This is a genomic window from Mycobacterium sp. PTI7, assembly GCF_056679845.1.
This window is the reverse complement of record NZ_CM155252.1, coordinates 3,381,956-3,401,831: the sequence shown is the minus strand read 5'-3', so window position 1 is coordinate 3,401,831 and position 19,876 is coordinate 3,381,956. Positions and strand designations below refer to the sequence as shown.

The 19,876-nt window shown below is 64.6% G+C and carries 17 protein-coding genes and 1 tRNA gene; 12 read left to right on the top strand and 6 right to left on the bottom strand.

Going from position 1 to position 19,876, the window contains the following annotated elements:
- Nucleotides 1-22: 22 nt before the first annotated feature.
- The 6 genes from AC1MEY_RS16300 (at nt 23) to AC1MEY_RS16275 (ending at nt 7,597) form a co-directional block, all read left to right on the top strand.
- Nucleotides 23-1,411, top strand: a complete 1,389-nt coding sequence (locus AC1MEY_RS16300; protein ID WP_163923161.1) for a cytochrome P450 — start codon at nt 23-25, stop codon at nt 1,409-1,411.
- A complete protein-coding gene (locus AC1MEY_RS16295; protein WP_163923164.1) occupies nt 1,408-2,625 on the top strand; it encodes an NAD(P)/FAD-dependent oxidoreductase in 1,218 nt (405 codons plus the stop codon). The genes AC1MEY_RS16300 and AC1MEY_RS16295 overlap by 4 nt, the downstream gene beginning before the upstream one ends.
- A 238-nt stretch (nt 2,626-2,863) precedes the next feature.
- Entirely contained in the window at nt 2,864-3,937 is a 1,074-nt protein-coding gene (locus AC1MEY_RS16290; RefSeq protein WP_163923167.1) for a BtrH N-terminal domain-containing protein, read from the top strand.
- A gap of 159 nt (nt 3,938-4,096) precedes the next feature.
- Nucleotides 4,097-4,693, top strand: coding sequence for a TetR/AcrR family transcriptional regulator (locus AC1MEY_RS16285; RefSeq protein ID WP_163923171.1), 597 nt, complete (start codon nt 4,097-4,099; stop codon nt 4,691-4,693).
- Nucleotides 4,690-5,724 carry an LLM class flavin-dependent oxidoreductase gene (locus AC1MEY_RS16280; RefSeq protein WP_163923174.1) on the top strand — a complete coding sequence of 345 codons (1,035 nt, stop codon included), beginning with the start codon at nt 4,690-4,692 and terminating at the stop codon, nt 5,722-5,724. The genes AC1MEY_RS16285 and AC1MEY_RS16280 overlap by 4 nt, the downstream gene beginning before the upstream one ends.
- 1,039 nt (nt 5,725-6,763) lie before the next feature.
- Nucleotides 6,764-7,597: a hypothetical protein gene (locus tag AC1MEY_RS16275; RefSeq protein WP_235887309.1), complete on the top strand. Its 834-nt coding sequence runs from the start codon at nt 6,764-6,766 to the stop codon at nt 7,595-7,597.
- Between the two features lie 34 nt (nt 7,598-7,631).
- On the opposite strand, the gene AC1MEY_RS16270 is transcribed toward AC1MEY_RS16275, so the two are convergent.
- From AC1MEY_RS16270 to AC1MEY_RS16260, 3 genes are all read right to left on the bottom strand, one after another.
- Nucleotides 7,632-8,090 carry a transposase gene (locus tag AC1MEY_RS16270; RefSeq protein WP_407666315.1) on the bottom strand — a complete coding sequence of 153 codons (459 nt, stop codon included), beginning with the start codon at nt 8,088-8,090 and terminating at the stop codon, nt 7,632-7,634.
- Between the two features lie 74 nt (nt 8,091-8,164).
- Nucleotides 8,165-9,733 carry an ATP-binding protein gene (locus AC1MEY_RS16265; protein WP_235887310.1) on the bottom strand — a complete coding sequence of 523 codons (1,569 nt, stop codon included), beginning with the start codon at nt 9,731-9,733 and terminating at the stop codon, nt 8,165-8,167.
- A gap of 134 nt (nt 9,734-9,867) precedes the next feature.
- A complete protein-coding gene (locus AC1MEY_RS16260; protein ID WP_163923183.1) occupies nt 9,868-10,065 on the bottom strand; it encodes a helix-turn-helix transcriptional regulator in 198 nt (65 codons plus the stop codon).
- Nucleotides 10,066-10,244: 179 nt separating this feature from the next.
- Here AC1MEY_RS16260 and AC1MEY_RS16255 point away from each other — a divergent pair, with 179 nt between their 5' ends.
- The 3 genes from AC1MEY_RS16255 (at nt 10,245) to AC1MEY_RS16245 (ending at nt 13,018) form a co-directional block, all read left to right on the top strand.
- Entirely contained in the window at nt 10,245-11,468 is a 1,224-nt protein-coding gene (locus AC1MEY_RS16255) for a tyrosine-type recombinase/integrase (RefSeq protein ID WP_480226526.1), read from the top strand.
- An 8-nt stretch (nt 11,469-11,476) separates the two neighbouring features.
- Nucleotides 11,477-11,550 (top strand) — tRNA-Leu (locus AC1MEY_RS16250).
- A gap of 169 nt (nt 11,551-11,719) precedes the next feature.
- Nucleotides 11,720-13,018 (top strand): aspartate aminotransferase family protein, encoded by a 1,299-nt coding sequence (locus AC1MEY_RS16245; RefSeq protein ID WP_480226525.1) that lies wholly within the window; start codon nt 11,720-11,722, stop codon nt 13,016-13,018.
- Between the two features lie 9 nt (nt 13,019-13,027).
- Here the strand turns inward: AC1MEY_RS16245 and AC1MEY_RS16240 are convergent, their stop codons facing one another.
- Nucleotides 13,028-13,294, bottom strand: a complete 267-nt coding sequence (locus AC1MEY_RS16240) for a DUF732 domain-containing protein (protein ID WP_480226524.1) — start codon at nt 13,292-13,294, stop codon at nt 13,028-13,030.
- A 351-nt stretch (nt 13,295-13,645) separates the two neighbouring features.
- On the opposite strand from AC1MEY_RS16240, the gene AC1MEY_RS16235 reads away from it, so the two are divergent.
- Together AC1MEY_RS16235 and AC1MEY_RS16230 are read left to right on the top strand one after the other, a co-directional pair.
- The gene (locus AC1MEY_RS16235) at nt 13,646-14,320 is read left to right on the top strand and encodes a hypothetical protein (RefSeq protein ID WP_480226523.1); all 675 of its coding nucleotides are present in this window, start codon (nt 13,646-13,648) and stop codon (nt 14,318-14,320) included.
- 3 nt (nt 14,321-14,323) lie between these two features.
- Entirely contained in the window at nt 14,324-15,106 is a 783-nt protein-coding gene (locus AC1MEY_RS16230; protein ID WP_480226522.1) for a bestrophin-like domain, read from the top strand.
- A gap of 44 nt (nt 15,107-15,150) precedes the next feature.
- On the opposite strand, the gene AC1MEY_RS16225 is transcribed toward AC1MEY_RS16230, so the two are convergent.
- Nucleotides 15,151-16,182, bottom strand: a complete 1,032-nt coding sequence (locus AC1MEY_RS16225; RefSeq protein ID WP_480226521.1) for a hypothetical protein — start codon at nt 16,180-16,182, stop codon at nt 15,151-15,153.
- 509 nt (nt 16,183-16,691) lie between these two features.
- On the bottom strand, nt 16,692-18,116 hold the full coding sequence (locus AC1MEY_RS16220; RefSeq protein WP_480226520.1) for a dihydrolipoyl dehydrogenase family protein: 1,425 nt from the start codon (nt 18,114-18,116) through the stop codon (nt 16,692-16,694).
- Between the two features lie 231 nt (nt 18,117-18,347).
- On the opposite strand from AC1MEY_RS16220, the gene AC1MEY_RS16215 reads away from it, so the two are divergent.
- Nucleotides 18,348-19,826: a flavin-containing monooxygenase gene (locus AC1MEY_RS16215; RefSeq protein ID WP_480226519.1), complete on the top strand. Its 1,479-nt coding sequence runs from the start codon at nt 18,348-18,350 to the stop codon at nt 19,824-19,826.
- Nucleotides 19,827-19,876: the final 50 nt, after the last annotated feature.

Genomic DNA, 19,876 nt, shown 5'->3' with positions numbered 1-19,876 from the left:
CGACAACGAATAGGTAGGCGTGATGAGCATTCCCGGAGCAATCACCGACAGAGTTCAGTCGAGCATCCCGATCGAGCGCCAAATCCAAGGCGCGCACCTGTACGACAAGGCCCGGCGATGGCTCACCCGCACGAACGGAGAGAAGATCTTCGTCGAGAAGCCCATCCCCCCGGTGGAAGACGTGGAACTCGCCGACATCGACGTCAGCAACCCCTTCCTATACCGGCAGGGGCGCTGGCAGTCCTACTTCGAACGTTTGCGCAACGAGGCTCCGGTCCACTATCAGCCCAATAGCCCGTTCGGTCCGTTCTGGTCCGTCACGCGTCACGCCGACATCGTGGCCGTCGACAAGAACCACGAGGTCTTCTCCGCCGAGCCGTTCATCGTCATCGGTGTCCCGCCTCGGTTCCTCGACATCGCGATGTTCATCGCGATGGATCCGCCACGCCACGACAGGCAGCGGGCCGCCGTTCAAGGGGTGGTCGCGCCGAAGAACCTGCGTGAGATGGAGGGTCTGATTCGCTCGCGCGTCCGGGAGGTGCTCGATGATTTGCCAGTGCACGAGCGGTTCGACTGGGTACAGAACGTCTCGGTCGAACTGACCGCTCGGATGCTGGCGACCCTCCTGGACTTCCCATACGAACAGCGTCGCAAGCTCGTCCACTGGTCGGATCTCGCGACGTCGATGGAGCAGGCGAACGGCGGGCCCTCGGACAACGACGAGGTGTTCAACGGAATGCGCGACATGGCGCGAGGTCTCAGCACTCTCTGGCACGACAAGGCCGCCCGGACAGCTGCCGGGGAAGAACCCGGCTTCGACTTGATCACCATGCTGCAGAGCAATGAGAGCACCAAGGATCTGATCGACCGACCGATGGAGTTCTTGGGCAACCTCGTGTTACTGATCGTCGGCGGCAATGACACGACCCGCAACTCGATGAGCGGCGGCGTTCTTGCGCTGAACCGGTTCCCGGACCAGTTCGAGAAGTTGAAGGCAAACCCCGACCTGATCCCCAACATGTGCTCGGAAATCATCCGGTGGCAGACGCCGCTGGCCTACATGCGCCGAATCGCCAAGGCCGACACCGTGTTGAACGGGCAGTTCATCCGCAAGGGCGACAAGGTCGTGATGTGGTACGCCTCGGGCAATCGCGACGAGCGCGTATTCGAACGGCCCGACGACTTCATCGTCGACCGGGCCAACGCCCGGAACCACATCTCGTTTGGTTTCGGGGTCCACCGCTGCATGGGCAACCGGCTGGCAGAGCTTCAGCTGCGCATCCTCTGGGAAGAACTGCTGTCTCGCTTCGAGAACATCGAGGTCATTGGCGAACCCGAGTACGTGCAGTCCAACTTCGTGCGGGGTATCAGCAAGATGATGGTCCGGCTGACCCCGATGTCCGACGCGTGACACCGCAGCGGGCCATCATCGTTGGGGCCAGCCATGCAGGGGCACAACTCGTGGCCAGCCTGCGCCAGGAAGGCTGGACCGGTCAGATCGTCCTCGTCGGCGAGGAGTCGGCGCTGCCCTACCAACGCCCCCCACTGTCGAAGGCCTACCTGACGGGCAGATGCGCGGTCGACGAACTGCCGATCCGCAGCGCGGACTTCTACGCCAAGCAGGAAATCCGGATTCTGGACGCGACGGTGCAGGCAATCGACCGCACGGCCAAACACGTCGCCCTGAACACCGGCGAGACCCTGCGCTACGACAAGCTCGCGCTGTGCACCGGCGCCCGCCCCCGCCGACTCTGCATCCCAGGAGCCGAACTGGCCGGAGTGCACTACCTACGCACCGCCGCGGACGTCGAGCGAATTCACGAGGCGACCAGCCGTAGCCGACGAGCCGTCATCGTCGGCGGCGGCTACATCGGACTGGAGACGGCCTCCTCGCTGCGCGCACTCGGCCTCGAGGTCACTGTGCTCGAAGCGACCGAACGCGTTCTCGAAAGGGTCACCGCCCCAGAGGTATCGGAGTTCTTCGATCGGATCCACCGCGAGGAGGGCGTCAACATCCGGAACGGCGCCCTGGTCGCGGCTGTCTCCGGCGACAGCAAGGTCCGCGACGTGATCCTGGCCAACGGCGAATCAATTCCCGCCGACTTCGTCATCGTCGGCATAGGAGTCCAGCCGAACACCGAACTCGCCGCCGCAGCGGGTCTGACCGTCGACAACGGCGTCGTGATCGACGACCAGACCCGGACCAGCGACCACGACATCGTCGCCGCCGGCGACTGCGCCAGCCACGACATGGCCCGCTACGGCCGCCGCATCCGACTGGAGTCCGTGCCAAGCGCGGCCGAGCAAGCCAAGGTCGCCGCCGCGACGATCTGCGGAAAGCCCAAACAGATCGCAGCACTTCCATGGTTCTGGTCAGATCAATACGACCTCAAACTTCAGATCGCCGGTCTCAATACCGGGTACGACGAAGTCGTGCTCAGCGGCGACCCGACCAAGGACCGCGACTTCACCTGCTTCTACCTTCGTGGCGGCGAACTCATTGCCGCTGACTGCGTCAACCGCCCTCGCGACTTCATGTTCAGCAAGCGGGCCATCACTCAGCAGACCCCCGTCGACCGAGCCGAACTGACGCTGGCCGGCGTGGCGTCCGGTTCGACGAGCTGATCACCCGTGACACACGCCGGAACAGGGCGACGAAGGGCACGACGACACGCGACCAGACCGCTCCATCGAAGTGCCCATCCGATTCTGAGTCACAGTTGAAGCGATCGGAGACGACGCTGGAAGAAGGCCGAGCCCAGCTGCGACACCGGGGGCAGCCAGGGGGTCACTCCACACGATGCTTTGACCCAGACCTAAGGTCGATCGGCTTCAGGAACCCAGGACAGGCGAGGAGGCGGCAATGACCAAGGTGCAGATTCCCTACCGGCACGAGAAGGGAGGTCATTGCGGTTCGGGTGCGCTTCGGGACCTCACCGAGTGGGCCGAAATCGGTTGGGAATCCGAATACCTCGATGAAGGATTGGTCTTCGCCCTCGGTGGAGCCCTGGACTTCTGCTACGTCCGCTCGCCGCAGCTGACTCCGCAGACCTACCTCGTGGGGCGGGGTGGCGACTTGGAGCAGGATTACCTCACGCGGGTGGGCGCGAAGTTCGTCGTGCGAACTACCGATGACCCGGACGTGGGATGGGCATTCGTGACCGACGAAGTCGACAAGGGCCGTCCGGTCATGGTGTGGGCGGACATCGGCGAGCTCCCCTATCTGCGCGTCCGACTGCATATGAGCCGCCACGACATCGTCATCGTCGGTTACGACGACGAGGAACGGGTGGCGCACGTGGTCGACAACGATCGCGACACCACCCAGCTCGTTCCCTACGACAATTTACGACGAGCGCGGTCCTCAGTCGGGTTCCCCACCCCCACCCGGCACACCACCTATCACGTCGATTGGCCGGACCATGTGCCCGACCTCCGTCCGATTGCGAGTGACGCGCTCGGCGCGAGCGCAGCAGTCGTGCGCGGTGACGCCGCGGGTGCGCCGCTACTGCACGTCGAGGCGGCCGAGGTCGGATCTTCGGGCTTGAAGGGCGTGCAGGCATTCGCAGAGGACTTGCGTTCTTGGTCCACGTCATTCGACGACGAGGATCTGACGGCAGCATTATTCGGGCTCGGTGCGTTCATCGAGATGGCCGGCACCGGGGGTGGGCTCTTCCGCACGTTGCAGGCGCAGGGTTGCCAGACCATCGCCGACCTTCTGAACGACGCCGCCACCGCCGATGCCGCGGCGGCAGCCAGAGACGCCTCCGAGGCGTGGTCCGCGCTGGCGGCGGCGGCCACGAATGCTGACACGCCGCTGCGCAGCCGCAGCCTAGCTGCAGCCGAGGTCGCCGCAATGCTCCCGGAGACCGAGGTGCGTCTCGTCGGAGCCCTCGAAAGGGCCAGTCGATCACTTGGCGCGTCGACGCGACGTTGACTATCAACTGAAAGTTGACCCGTGATCGGCACTTTGGGCGATTCGGCTTCCTGGGGACCACCGGTTCTCTGGAACGGCAGCACGACGACGTCCAGCGCTACCGGCGAAGAGCAACAAAGGTTTAGACTCTGAGTCCAAACTCCGCGAACGGGAGGGACGATGCGCAAGGTTCCACGTCAGATCTCTAATCGGCTTCCCGCCGCGGCGGACCTGTTCGCCGAGAAGGGGCTCAACGACACCAAGATTGAAGACGTCGCCGCAGTAACCGGCGTGCCGAAGGCAACGCTGTACTACTACTTCGCCGGCAAGGAGGAGATCCTCGCGTTCCTGCTCGAGGATCTCCTCAAGGACATCTCCGAGGCCGTGAACGCGATCGTCCATACCGATGGCACCGGTGCCGAACGCCTCGAACTCGTCATCCGTGCGCAGCTGCGGGCGATGGCGCAACGCCCAGCGGTCTGCCGTGCACTCATCGGTGAACTGGGACGAGCCGCCCGGATGCCCGTCATCGCCGAGATGATCAACACCGCCTATCAAAAGCCCGTAGAGGCTCTGCTACTCGCAGGAGCCCGCGACGGATCCCTCGTGGAACAGCCCGACGCGCGCTCCACGTCGATCGCGCTGTTCGGTGCCGTCACCATCAACGCCCTCATGTACCTGGTCACCGATCACCATCTCGACGAGACAGTGGTCGCCGACACCCTCTACGCCGTCATGTTCAACGGCCTTCGCCCTCGCCAAGGAGACGAAATATGAGCACCTATGGCCTGTCGGTTCTCGGCGCGGACCTGCAATCGATGGCTCAGACCGCCCGAGCCGCCGACGACGCCGGCTTCGACGCCGCATGGGCCTCCGAGTTCTACTCACGCTCCGGGTCGATCACCATGGCCGCGATGGCCAACAGCACACAGAACTGCCGGATCGGGTCCTCCATCCTCTACGGCGTCGGCCGAAGCCCCCTGGTGCTAGCCACCGAGGCACGCGACCTCGACGAACTCTCCCACGGACGACTGGTGCTCGGCATCGGCAACGGCACCAAACGGATGATGAGCGATTGGCACGGTGTCCCCGACACGTCCGCACCCGCGCTGAGGATGGAAGAACTCGTCGTGCTGCTGCGCCGCATCTGGAACCTGCACGAAGGTCCAATCCACCACGAGGGCCGCTTCTACACGATGAACCTCGTTCCGACCGGCGAAGTCCAACCCCCCAGCCGGCCGATCCCGATCATCACCGCCGGTGTGCGCCCCCGGATGTGCGAGGCGGCCGGCAGAGTCGCCGACGGGCTCGCAGGACATCCCCTATTCACCACCACCTACGTCCAGGAGATTGTCCGCCCCGCCATCGCCAAGGGCGCCGCGCACGCCGACCGCGACCCCCGTGACGTCGAAGTCGTCTCCATGGTCATGTGCGCCATCCACGACGACGCCGAGGTCGCCAGACGCGAACTGGCCCAACAGATTGCGTTCTACTCCTCGGTCAAGTCCTACGAGACGGTCCTCGACGTGAACGGCTTCGCCACCGAGGGCAAGGCGATCCGGGAAGCCTTCGCCCGACGTGATTTCCCGGCGATGTTCGCCGCAGTGTCCGACAAGATGATCGACACCATGGGCGTCGCAGGCACCGCGGACGACGTCCGCAACGGGCTTACCCGCTACGAAGGCGTTCTCGACCACATCATGCTGTACTCACCATCGGTCGGCATCGCCCCCGAACGCGTACAGGAGAACCTCGAGAGCATCATCCGAGAATGCGCACCGCTGAGATCTTCTCGATCGGAACAGTAGGTCATCTTTTCCCGGAACCTGGACCGCATTCGCTGCGACCCCACTCGGAGCGACCCACGCAACCCAGCGGACGCGATGTCGCCCACCGCGTCAGGCTCTGCGTGTCTCGAATGTGTTACTAACAGGCTACCGGGGACTTAGTAAGCAACGACGGCCCGACAAATGTTCGGAACGGAGTTGCCCCCAAACGAAGTGATGGTCTCATTCTCCCGAGAATCGCTCGGCCACACCGTACTGGGCCGCCCGACGCATGAGGTCCTGCTGCAACCTTTGGAGAACGGCGCGGCACGCCGTGCAAGCAATTAACACCGATAGTTTCCGGCCTGGATCAGGTCAGAACTGAGACGCTGCCGCAGTGTGCAGCCGCGAACATCAAAGGCATGTGACTTTCAGCTTCGGGCGTCTCCGTCATGGCACAGTCTGCAGGATGCGGAGTGGACACCGCTGGGTGCGTTGAGGACGAAATGAGAAGACGGAGTGCGTGTCGAGCCCTCGCTTTCCTCGCGGGACTCGTCGCCGCTGACGCAGCTGTCGGGGGGCCCGAGGGTCGTGCTTCTCACGGGCACTAGCTGATGTGGCGATATTCGCCGAACCCGCCGGAGTCCCACGCCCGACAGTTGTCGGGATTGAAGTGGCCTCGATACACGGGCCTTGGCATACAGATCGCGCCTCGCTACGTGCGAGAGATCTGCGCAACGGCCAACCCGACGCAATCGAAGTGACCACCCGGCGCATCTACCGCCTTTTTCGTCCGGCGAATAGCCGTCGTCCGGACGCCAGAATGCAAGAGGTGTGTGGATCGGGTGGTCGAGCACGCCGGGGAGACGCTTGGGGCAGAGGCATGGCGCCGAGGCCTAGTCGGCTGGAACGTTCAGTGGGTCGACAGGCCTGGCGGCGTAAGAATGCGGATCATGGGCGTTCGTCGGCATGAATGTGGCTGTGGTCGTGGACCGATCCGTCCGCACGTTTCTATGTTCAACGTATGAACTCGAATGAGAAGCTTCGGGCTCGGTACCGAGCCCGTGAAGCACAGCGGAGAATGAACGAGGAGAGGGCTCGGCGTGAGCGCGCCAATGCCGATGCCGCCGCGACGATCCGACTGACGCTGCACCGAGTTGAGGCTGTCGATACATGGGAACGGGTGCGACTCGATCAGGCGCAGGAGCGTGTCCGCGCCGAGGGGGCTAAAAGGCGTGCAGATCATCTCGCCGGTCTGCAGGCCGCCGTCGAGCAGATGAGGGGTCGGGGCGAGACGTTGGTCAAGATCGCTGCGCTTGTCGATGTCGATGTTCGCGAGATCAAAATCGCGCTGCGCAGGGCTCGCACTGCAGACGAGGGAGGACGCGGGATGGCGGGCATCTCGGGCGCGGGTACGCGGTCTGCTGGCTCCGCGCCGCAAGACGGGGATTTCGAGATCAGAGACCCACTGTCCGACAATGCCGATCGACGTTCCTTCAGCGGTGATGACGACGGCGCCGGTTCCTACGACCCGACTCGGTGTGTCCGCTGCGAGGCAGTGATGCTTGATCTCGACGACGGGCCGCGACGCGGACGTCGTCGGCTGTACTGTTCCGACACGTGCCGACGTGACGCCTCGGCGGCGCGTACGGCCGCAGAGCGCTACGGGTCACCCATACGAGTCGTCGAGGTGCGGAAAACCGTTGCCTCCTCCAAGCCGACTGCGGCGTCCGCAAGGCCGGAGCTGGCGCCCATCACGCCGCTCCACGCCGTCGACATCTTGCTCGAGAACGACGAGGCGCTGCACGCGTTGCTAGCGCGCGTGACAGAACAAGCGCGACTCAAGAAACTGGATCGCCCGACACTGACGGCCGCGAGAGAACTTTCGAAAGCCGTTCATCCGTTGCGTGGTTGATGGGGCCTTCACCCCCGTACCAGGCAGCAGTCGCTCAGCGTGTCCTGCGGCGGCGGTGTCTTCGGCTGGCAGGACTGCATCCGGTCATGCTCGCGACGGCGCGACCGAGGCTATGAATGGACCATCCGGCGAGTTCGGCTGCCAGGTCCTCGATGTCCCACTCGAGCTCGTGAATTGCCGATCGACGCTTGGCCTTGATCATTTCGCTTGCGTCGTCGTGGTGGGGTCGGATCCGGTGTTGGCGTTCATAGTCATCAACAACGGTGTCGCACACGTCGTCGAGCGTGGTGATCAAACGGGTCGCGGCCATGTCCGTGTTCTCTGCGATGTACTCGTCGCAATCTTCCTGGGACCAGGATGGCGGGAATCGCAAGTGCGATCGGAATAGGTGCCTGATTGCTTTGCCGAATTCGCCGGAGAACTGGATGTCGGGCCAGTCCTCAACGGTCTCGTCGGCCAGTTTCTTCACATCGTCTTCGAGACTCACGACCATCGCCTCCCGGTTCCATTCCGATGATGCTCGCCGGCACCGACAAGACAGCGCATTGAGTGCTGGCGGGTGGCGTTTCAGGAGGCTTCTGTGGCTAGATCTCCGACAGGCTCTCCAGGAAGTGTGTCCGGCGCGATCTCCGTGTTGGCCAACCCGATGCGGTTGCCCCGTAGCAGCGAGGGGCGCGAGGGTTGCGAGGCTTGATCTGCCGACACATCTTTGGCGGGCGGGTAGACGGTCCACAGCAGCACGTTCCGGTGATTCCGCGCGCCGTCGTCCTCGATTACCCAGCCAAGGCTTCGAAGCGCGGGCGCGTGCCGTTTCAGAAGTGCTGTGACGTCCCGACCGTTCCTGGGCCACTCCTTGGGCCTGCGCCAGGTGTCGCCGGCCGGCGTCACTGTCGCCAGCAGGTCCGCTCCGGATCCTCCGATGAGTGGTTCTTGGATGTGTTGGCGTAGCCGTTCGATGAACGGGTCGGCGGACAGACTGTCTTCGGAGAGTTGGTTGGCGCGCGCCAAGTAACGACGGAAGCCATTGGTCGACAGAATCTCGTCCACGGCCGCCAGCGTGCGACTGAAGTCCGCCATCCGGGGCGACACATCGACCGAGATGGTCTCAAGCCGTTGATGGACTAGGGCGGCCAGATCGAGTAGCCCACTGAGAATGCCTGGTAGAGCCGTGCGCCAATGTTGTTGCATCGTGGCCTCCGGTTGTCGCATGTGGCGATCAATGCGTCGCAGCTCGACCGTCGCCAGTCGTTCCGCAAGGTCGGGTCGCACCGCGCCGACGTCGATGCCGTTGATGATGACGCACCGACGGAACTTGATGACTGCGAGGTCGGCGTCGGTGTACAACGCTCGTTTGACGTTGCCGTCGCCCGTGGCGGCGCGGCACAGCGAGTCCGACAGCCACGGCGGGATTGCAGACAAGTTGTCGAGGGCGACTACCCACGACCCGGATGCCGCGGTCACCCAGGAGTCAGCGTCGCGCGGCGCTTGGCGCAACGGGACCGGGGAGGGGTCGATCAGATCGACAAGCATGCGCGTCGTCGTGCTCTTGGCGCCGCCTTGTTCGGCGAAGAGTGCCAACACAGGATGCGGGACATCGCACTGGACGAGCGCCGCAACGAGCACCGCGAGGAGGACGGGCCGGTCCTCAACGTTGATGTTGACGAAATCCCAAAGTCGATCCAAATCGCCCACCGACGGCAGTGGCATCGCCGCCGTCAGCTTGCTTCGCAGAAAACGAACCGGGGCGGAATCGGTGATCATCCAGCGTCCCTGGCCGATGCGGATCACCTTGCCGTCAGGTCGTCCGGTATCGATGTAGTTGATGCCGTCCAGTTCTGCGACGCGCAGATGCAACTTCTCCGGAGCCTTACTGGCGGCCATCCCTTCGAGGATCAACGTGGCGTCGGTGAGCGCCTGGCCACCGGCGACGGTGCCGGTGTCGTGGAAGTAGCGCGAAGCGAGTTCGGCGCGCAGGCCGGCCTTGCCAGCGCGTAGCAGCATTGCCAGGTGCGGCCGCGTACGTTCGGCACCGAAGGGTTCACCGTCCTCGGAGACGCCGAGGCAATAGCGTTCCTGCGCCATGGCTACCAAGCGCGCGGCTACCGACTTCTTGTCCGTCTCGCCATTGTCGGTCACGGGTTTTCCTGCCCGAGGCGCTTCTGTAGTCGGGCATGACGAAGTATCCTCATGACGAACTTCCGTGTCGAGCGATCGGGTGGTTCAAACGAAAGGCCTCGGCTAGTCCCCGAGGTCTTTCTTGTGTTCGGGCATCACGCGGCGTCGCCGCCTCCGCGTCGCGTTGCTTTCTCGCGCTGCGAGATCCAGCGCAACACCTCATCACGGCGGTAAACGACACGCCGTCCCAGCGTGAAGCTGGCGGGGCCGATATCAGAATGACGCCAGTAGCGCAGGGTGCCGATCGGGACACCCGTCATCTCCGAGACCTGTTTCGCGTCGAGCAGTTCCATGCGATTCCTCCTGAATCGAACATCTCCGTTAATGGTCTAAGAGTGCGAACGGTCTCGGCTTCTTGTCCACCACCACAGTCATATTCGTCTGCAATCTGCTTGTGCTCTGTCGAGTCGCCGCTCCAGCCATGAAAACAAAGCGGATGAGTGCTACGGATTCACTGCGGTATGTTCGAGGCGTGATCACGCGGAACGAGCGCGCGGGTATCGACGACCGCTGGCACAAGCGCGTCAAGGAACCGGACGGCACCATGCGGACGGAACGTTCTGCTGTCTACGGCAAGGTTTCGCGTTGGCGTGTCCGGTGGGTCGACAGCACGGGCGCCGAGCGCACGAAGATCTTCCAGCGCAAGCCGGATGCGCAGGCTTACCTCAACGGGCTGACCGCTGATGTTCACCGCGGCGAGTATGTCGATCCGCGGAAGAGTTCAGAGACGTTCGGATCGGTCGCCGAGCAGTGGTTCGCCACCAAACAGCATCGAAAGCCGAAAACCGTTGCAGGCTATCGCTCGTTGCTTGATACCGTGATCTTGCCGAGGTGGGAAGGTGTCCCGCTGAAACGGCTTGACTACGAGTCTTATTCAACGTGGCTGGGGGCGCTGTCAATCGATGGCGGGCAGCGCGGATCCGGTCCATCGGCAAGTCGAATCACTCAGACGCACCAGTTGGTCGGCGCGGTCCTCAAGTACGCCCAACGGACCGGCAAGGTCGCGAAGAACGTCGCACTAGAGATCAAGCGGGACGAAGATCTACCTGAACAACACGAGCGTGAGCGGCGCTACCTGAGCCATGCCGAGCTGCTGTTGCTGGCCAAGGCCGCAGACCGATTTGAAACGCTGACGTTGGTGCTGGGGTACTGCGGCCTCCGGTTCGGTGAGGCCGTCGCACTGCGACGCCGGCATGTGGGGGATCGAGTTCTGACCGTGAGGTCGTCGGCGACGGCGGTCACCGGTCGCGGCATCGTCGAGTCGACCACCAAGACGAAGCGGGATCGTCATGTGCCAGTGCCGGAACCGGTGTGGCAGCGGCTCCACGCGGAACTACCCACCGAACCGAATGATCTGGTGTTTCCAAGCCGCAAGGGTGGGTTCTTGCCGCTCGGCGAGTATCGCTGGGCGTTCGACAATGCGTGCGACGAAGTTGGGATCGAAGGGTTGGTACCCCACGGCCTACGACACACCACGGCGTCCCTGGCGATCAGCGCAGGCGCTAACGTCAAGGTCGTGCAGAGACTCCTGGGGCACGCGACCGCGTCGATGACGCTTGACCGTTACGGCCACCTGCTCAACGACGATTTGAGCGGCGTGGCCGATGCTCTGGGCAAGGCCATCGATAGCACTGCGGTATCACTGCGGTATTTAGCGCGTCAGAATGAAGACGAAATGACCCGAAAAACCCGCTGAGCTGCAAAGCCCCCATAGCCCAATTGGCAGAGGCAGCGGACTTAAAATCCGCCAAGTGTCGGTTCGAGTCCGACTGGGGGCACGTATGTCGTGCGACTGCGCGAAGTCGTACAGGCTCCGGGCCCCCGCCACCGCGAGCGTGAATCTGACGACGGAATCGGCTCCGCAGCGTCGTCAGGTTCACACTCGAGCGCTCTCGGGCGCGAGGACGTAGCCCGGCGTCCGGCCTCGACCAGCGGCATACTCGTGCCGTGGACACCGTGGAGTTCTGGAAGAGTGCCGAGCAGCACGTCGTGCGATACGGGGCCAGCTTCGTCCCGCGAGTCATCAAGCGCGCCAGCGGAAGCTACGTCTACGACGAGCACGGCTGGGCGATCCTCGACTTCACCTCGGGTCAGATGAGTTCGGTGCTGGGTCACTCACATCCCGACGTGGTGGCCACGGTGTCGACGTCGGTCGCCACCCTCGACCACCTCTTCAGCGGAATGCTGAGCGAACCGGTGGTGGAGGTGTCGGCGAAGCTTGCGGCAACCCTGCCTGCCGCGCTGAGCAAGGTCTTGCTCCTCACCACGGGCGCTGAGTCCAACGAAGCCGCCATCAAGATGGCGAAGCTCTACACCGGCAGGTTCGAGGTCGTGTCCTTCGACCGGTCGTGGCATGGGATGACGTCGGGCGCGGCCTCGGCGACGTTCAGCGCCGGGCGCCGCGGCTACGGTCCGCCGATGCCGGGCAACCTGACCCTGCCGACGCCGAACGCCTACCGCTCGCCGTTTCGGCACCCAGATGGCAGCTACGACTGGCAGTCAGAGTTGGAGTACGGCTTCGCGATCGTCGACGCGCAGTCCTGCGGCAGCCTCGCCGCGTGCCTCGTCGAACCCATCCTCTCGTCGGGCGGAATCATCGAGCCACCGCCGGGATACCTGGCCCGGCTCAAGGAGCTGTGCGCCGAGCGGGGGATGCTCCTGATCGTCGACGAGGCCCAGACCGGCGTCGGCCGCACCGGCACGCTGTACGCGTTCGAACGCGACGGGATCGTGCCCGACCTGCTGACGCTGTCGAAGACGCTCGGCGCGGGCCTGCCCGTGGCGGCCGTCGTCACCACCGAGGAGATCGAAAGCGTGTGCCACGAACGGGGATTCCTGTTCTTCACGACGCACGTGTCGGACCCACTCGCCGCGGCCGTGGCGTCGACCGTCTTGATGGTCGTCGAGCGCGACGGTCTCGTGGAGCGCGCCGCCCGCCTCGGCCGGCACCTCGGGACACGCCTGACCGCACTCAGGGATCGCCACGATCAGGTCGGCGACGTCCGGGGGAGGGGACTGCTTCAGGGAATCGAGTTGGTGACCGACAAGGTGGGCAAGGCGCCCGCCGAGGATCTGGGTGCGCGCGTCACGGCGGAGTGCCTGCGCCGCGGGTTGCACATGAACATCGTGCAGTTGCCCGGTATGGGCGGCATCTTCCGGATCGCCCCGCCCCTCACGATCGCCGAGGCGGAACTCGATGCGGGACTGGACATCCTCGACGATGCGATCGCCGCCTGCCTGAAGTGACGGGCTGACTCAGCCCGGCGCTTGCGTGCAGTACGTCCCCCGCGCGGCGCGGACGACGACGGCGGCCTGTTCGGGCGTCGCGCCGTATTGGGCCGCCGTCGAGTCGATCACCGCCTGCGCGGGCTGCCCGGTGTAGAGACTGCGGCAGACCTGTCGCCCGACCGTCAGCAGTTGATCGTCGTCGCCGGGGAAGTTGCCCCGGGTGGCATTCAGGTATTGGGTGTCCTGGGCCGTCAACGGGATCGGCCAGGCGCCGGCCGGCGCGGCTGGTACCACCGCCAGCGCTGCCGCTACCAATCCTGCGATGACTACTCCCCGTGTGCGCTCGATGATTATCGCTGCTCCTCCCCGTGCCAGGAGACCATCGCATCACACCCGCGGCGGGCGCCGAGGCGGTTCCAGTCAACGCGAGTGTGAAGCTGACGACGAACTTCGGGCGGCAGGCGTCGTCACAGTCACACTCGAGCCCACGTCAGAAGGTCGTCGACCTGCCATTCGGTGCGAGGACGAAACCTGGTCGAGCATGTCCGAGAATGCGTCCTTGAGGCTGTTCGTCAGGCCACTGCGGGAGTCGAAGAAATCTGTCAATCTCACCTTTTCGGCATGGTTTGGTGAAACGCTCGAGGTGTGGCGAGGCTGGAAGCCGACGGCTCATCTCCGTCGAGAGTCGTTGGATCGCTGACGACTCCGCGTGCCGCGGCGTTGGCGGGCGTGTTGTTCGCCGTGCTCTTCATCATCGTGGTGCTCTCGGTCCGTGCTGCCATGCCCGAGAGCGCCGACGGCTCCGTCGAGTGGGTGGAGAGCCGACGTGGCGGCATCCGAGTCGCGGCAATCATGATGCCCTTTGCCGGTATCGCGTTCCTGTGGTTCATCGCGGTGGTGCGCGACGGCCTCGGTCTCCTCGAGGACCGTTTCTTCGCGACGGTCTTCCTGGGTAGCGGTCTGCTGTTCCTCGCCACGATGTTCTTCGCGACGAGTGTCGCCGCGGGTCTCGCAGCCACCGGATCCGAGACCGATGACGAGACGATGGTCTTCGCGATGACCGTCGTCCTGGGCACCTGCAAGACCTTTGGCACCCGGATGGCGGCGGTGTTCATGATTTCGCTCGCCACGATCTGGATGAAGACGGGACTGATGCCGAGGTGGTTGGTGTATCTGACCTACACGACCGCTGCGGCCCAGATGATCGCCGGCGAGCTGAGTATGTGGGTGACGGTGGCGTTCCCCGTCTGGGTCATCGTGGTCAGTGGCCTCCTGTTGACCCGCGCCGGATTTCTGAACGACGATCAGTCTGGAGGGTGAGCGTTGGCCGGGACGAATGTGTTGGGACTGTGGGCCTTTCTCCTCATCGTCATCGCGGTGTCGATAGCGGTCGCAGTTGCCGCGGTTCGCCTGTCGGGTCGTCTCTTTGCTCGTGAAGACGGCGAGTTCACGTCTTCGCTGTCCCCGTTCCTCACGACGGTCGCCCTGGTCTATGGCGCGCTTCTCGGTTTCACCGTGGTCGTTGCCTGGGAACAGTTCTCCTCCGCTGAGGCGACCGTCAGTCACGAGGCGTCCACCTTGACGACGATGTACCGACAGACAGTAGGGATGCCTCAGCCCGAGCAGCGCCTGCTGCGGGAGGCGGTCCGTGACTACACCGTGTCGGTCTCCGAGGAGTGGGACAGTCAATACGAGGGTGACGCGAACGATTCAGCGCGGTCGGCGATCACGGACATGTATCGCATCTTGGGCCAGCAAGGAACCGTTCGGGCGAACAGTTCCCTCGACGGCGAGTTCCTCAAGCAGGTGGCGCTGTTGGCGTCCGATCGGAACGCACGATTCCTCGACGCGAAACCACGGATACCGGGCCTGCTGTGGGGCGGACTGCTGTTCGGCGGTGTTCTCCTGATCTCGATGCTGGCCATGTCACGACCCGTCGATCGGCGAGTGCACGTCGTGTTGACCAGTTCCGTGGGTGTGCTGCTCGGTCTGCTGTTGTTCATCGTCTTTTGGCTCGATCGTCCGTTCGGACGAGACCTGGGTGTCACACCGGAGCCCTTCACCAATGCGCGAATGACCTTCGACGCCATCGACGAGAGCGTCTGAACCTTCCGTGAAGAAGTGGCTATGCGGTTGAGGCGTCGGCAGAGTCACCCATCCGCGTCTGCGTTGTCGGCCTTGCCATCGTCGTCTCCTCCGCGCTTGCCCCCGTCCTGCTGATCCCGTTGCCGGCTGCCGTCCCGGTGGCTGCCGGGAGCGTCCGCCTTCTTGACTTCGGGCTCACTGGCACCCGGGCTCGGGGTGTCATCCCTCGCGGCGTCGGCCTCGATCCGCACGTCCTCGGCATCGGCATCGGTAGCTTCCGATGCGACGGTGTCGAGGTCAGCCAGTTTTGGGCGGTCCGGCGACGCATCCGGTTCGGCAGGAGTCTGATGGGAAGATTCAGCGTCCGCCGGCGTCGCCTGCGCTGACGTATCAGGCGTCATGGGTCCGTCGTCGGACACGGGGGACATCGACTCGGCAGACGTCGATGGCGCGTCGGCTGTCCGAAGTTCCCGGAGCGGTGTGTCTGTCTGGGCCGCAGCCTCATCGACGACGTCCGGCGCGGAGGGAGCCGATGCAGCGAACGGCAGCGGTGGGAGTGGCGGCAGCGGCGGTAGCCAGAAGTTCCACTGATCGATGCCCAGTTGGACGAAGGAGTTGAACGTGTCGACGATGACGTTGATCAGTCCCTGCGAGAAGCTCACCCTCCCGTCGATCCAGTCGGCGATGTTGTAGGTGACGCTGCGAGCGATGCGTTCGCCGAAGTGGTAGAAGATCGGAATCTGCGGCGACAACCACCCGACGTACGGCACCCATCCGACCGCGTACGCGGCGAGATCGAAGCCGTACTGCACCCACGGTTCGACCGAGTCGTAGATGTTCTTGATGCTGCTACCGATGGAAGTCGGTGCGACCACCGAAGGAAACTGGGGGGTCGGGAATTCGGCACCGAAGCTAGGAGGCAGGACGATGCGCTGAATCCATTGCGTCAGGAGTCGGGGAGCATCGCCGGGGGTCGGCAGAGCGGTCGAGGTCGCCGAGAGTGAGACCGCGACGCTGCTCGTCGGTCTCTGAACCTCCGCGCTGACCGTGACTGGCGGAGCGATCGTCGCGGCAACCGTCAGGGCCGTTGCTGCCACGACGGCCTTTCCGCTGCCCAGGAGGTGTCGGCACGTTGGGTTCATCTCGCTCTCCGATCGTTTCGACAACGAATGCTGATGCCACCGGGCCGTAGCGGGCCCCGCCCAAGTCCGAAATGGACCTCCGATGGTCTGGATACGGCCGCCGGTGTCGTCCCGTCGCAGTCTTCGATCGACATGGCCGCCTCTGTCTCGATTGCCGTCTGGCAAACGCCATCGTAAGCCCTTGGTCATTGACTGACGTCACAACGAACCAATTTCCGCGAGCTTACGTAGACGAGCAGAATGGATTCGATCCAATCATGTGCAGACATGCTTTCGATCGCACGCATTCAGCAGCTAGATGCGCTTATTGCGTAGACGGCCAACATAGGTTGCTCCCTATGCAAGGAGCTGGAGCGACGGCGCCATCCATGATCGACGATTCACGAATCGTCAAGAAGAATGGCGAAGAGACTCATGTTTTGCGAACTAGCCAGCAAACCGCGCGGAGGGCATCGAGTCGCCGATCACTCCAGGAGTGATGGTGTGGTGTTCAGACTGCTCCAGAGGTGGGGCACCGGGCGGTCGCGGAGCTGATTGACCACCATCTGCGCTGCCTGGCTCACGCCCTCGGTGAATGTGGGATAGGCGAACTGGAGTTCGGCGACATCGTCGATGCGCATCCCCCCGGCCATGCACGCTGCAACCATCTGGATCACCTCGGCGGAGTACTCGCCGAAGACGTGAGCGCCGACGATCCGGCGGTGCGTCTTGTCGACGATCAACTTGCAGAACCCCTCCGGCTGCCCGTCGGCGACGGGCCGCAGCATGTCCTCGTATCGGGCCACGGCAACAACGCACTCGTGGCGGGCGCGGGCCTGCTCCTCGGTGAGCCCGACGCTGCCGTATTCGGGGTCGGTGAAGCTACCGGCGGGGACAATCTCGTGAACCACCCGGCGACGTGCGCCGAGCACCGCGTTCTCCGCGGCGACGCGACCTTCGAGCGTTGCGCTGCTCACCAGCATGCTGTTTCCGTCGACGTCTCCGGCGGCGAAGATGTGAGGGACTGTCGTGGCAGCGAAGTCGTCGACGATCGCGTAGCCACCTCGTGTCTCGACGCCCGCTGCGGCGGCATCGACGACGTCGGCGTTCCCGGGCCAGCCGACCGCGAAGAACGCCGCGTCCACGTCGACCGTTCTCGACTCGTCGCCGACTCCGTACACGACGCGCACACCGTGTTGGAGAGGTTCGAGTCCTTGGACTGCAGAGCTGGTGAAGACGTCGATGTCGCGCCCTCGGAAGGCGTGCTCGAGTGCCACCGAAACCTCGACATCGGCTCGCGGCACGATGCGAGGCCCGTATTCGACGAGCGTTACGTCGCAGCCGAAGTCGGCCAGGATCGATGTGAGTTGACAGCCGGTGTCGGCCGCGCCGATGACGCACACCCGTTCGGGTAGCGAGGTCAGGCCGCGCAGGTCCTCGTAGGTCAAGCCGAGCTCCGCCCCAGGGATCTGCAGTCGACCGGGCCTGCCGCCGACGGCGATGATCACCCGATCCGCGGTCCACGTTCGGCCGTCGGCGACGGCGATCGTGTTGGCGTCGACGAATCGGGCATCGCCGGCGTCTTCGACGAGGTCGACCCCGGCGGAGCGGATGTGGTCGGCTATCCGCTTGCGTTCATAGAGGTAGCCGGCAACACGCTGCGCGTTGGCCAAAGTCGCGGCGACGTCGACCTCGGGTCGCGGTCCGCGAAGACCGAATGCTTCCCACGAGTGCCAGTCCCGCACCAGACGTGCGGCGCGAGCCAGCGTACGGACCGGTGCCGGGCCCCGATTGAGCGCGGTCCCACCGACGCGTCCCCTCTCGACGAGAGTGACCTGAGCGCCCAGTTCGGCGCCGTGCAGGGCGGCGGAAACCCCAGCAGGGCCACCCCCGATGACGACAACGCGCATCTGCCTGCTCCTTTCATGCATCCGCCACGTGCCGGGGTGAACCGGAGCGGGCGGGCCGGCTGAGCGTCGGTGCTCGATCCCCAAGGTAGGACACATCGAGTCGAATGATCGGCGGACTGGGATCGCAAGCCGTTTGCAGCCGCTGCTCCTCGACCACCGGATCGGAACGCTTTCGAATCCCACGGCGCCGGTTCGAGTCCGGCCGGGACACCCACGTGCGACAGTTCCTTGATGAGTGAGCGCGTGGCCATCATCGGGGCCGGGCCCGGTGGTGTGGTGACCGCACGCTGGCTGCTGGCGCAGGGCTTCGAGCCGACGATCTTCGAGCAGGGCTCGGACCTAGGCGGGCAGTGGTCTGGCACGCCCGGCGGCAGCGGCGTGTGGCCGACGATGCACACCAACACCAGTCGGGTGCTCACCGCCTTCAGCGATCTGGAGCATCGGTGCGACGAGGTGTATCCGTCCAACCAACAGGTGCTCGAGTACCTCCGCCGGTACGCCGAGATCTTCGGGCTCATCGAACGGATCCGCTTGAACACCCGCATCGACGAACTGAGCAGAGCAGGTGCGGGATGGCGAGTACGCCACCGCGGGGGTGAGGAGGTGTTCGACCGGGCAGTGGTGGCCAGCGGGCGGTTCCACGCGCCCGCCATCCCCGTCGTGCCCGGTCTCGACACCTTCGCCGGCGAACTCGGGATCATGCCCACCTACGACTACCGCGATCCATCGCAATTCGCGGGACGACGAGTGCTGGTGGCGGGCTGTGCGGTGAGCGCCCTGGAGATTGCTGCGGAACTCGCAGTACTCGGCGCCGACCGCGTGGTGGTGACGCAGCGGCGCCAGCGCTACATCCTGCCCAAGTTCGCCGCGGGCATCCCGTCCGACCATCGAATCTTCACGCGGTACGGAGTGCTGGCCAGCGACATCCTGCCACCGGCGGAGGTCGACCGGCAGCTGAAGGAGATCGTCGTGGAGGCGGGCGGCAGCCCCGAGCAGTACGGCGCCCCGGCACCTGACCCGTCGCTGTTCACCGCGGGTGTCACCCTCAACCAGGGTTACCTGCCGCTCGTGGCCGAGGGTCGAATCGCAGTGCGCCCGTGGATGACATCGGTGGACGGCACCACGGCGAGATTCACCGACGGCACCACCGAGGACGTCGACGCCATGATCATGGGCACCGGATTCACCTTGTCGCTACCGTTCCTCGACCACGACGTCCGCGCCACAATCGATCTCGACGACGTCCACCTCGACGCCGATCGCCACACCTTCCATCCGGATCTTCCCGGGCTTGCCTTCGTTGGCATGTGGGATCAGTCGGGCGGTTACTTCGTGCCGTTGGAACTGCAGGCGCGGTGGATCGCCTACACGTGGGGTGGTGCCGTCGCTCCGACGACCGAGGCCGAACAGCGTTCGTCGGTCGAGGCTTATCGCGCGCGTCGCGGCATGCCGCAGAAGACACGCATGAACTTGGCGGCGGTGACCTTCGCCCGGGCGGCCGGCGTCGAGCCCACACTGCGCGACTGGCCGCTGCTGCGGCGCGCCCTGCTGTTCGGCCCGTTGGCGCCGAGCTCCTTCCGGCTCGTGGGCCCAGATGCGCTGCCCGACGCCGCCGCACGGTTAGCGCGTGAGGCAGCGGAGTTCGGGGCGGTCACCTCGGAGGATCTGACCGAGCGGGAGCTGGCGTACGCATCGCTGATCGGTGCGTGATTCGACGGCGGCCGCTGCCCAGCGCTGGGTAGCGCTCAGCATGGCGCTCG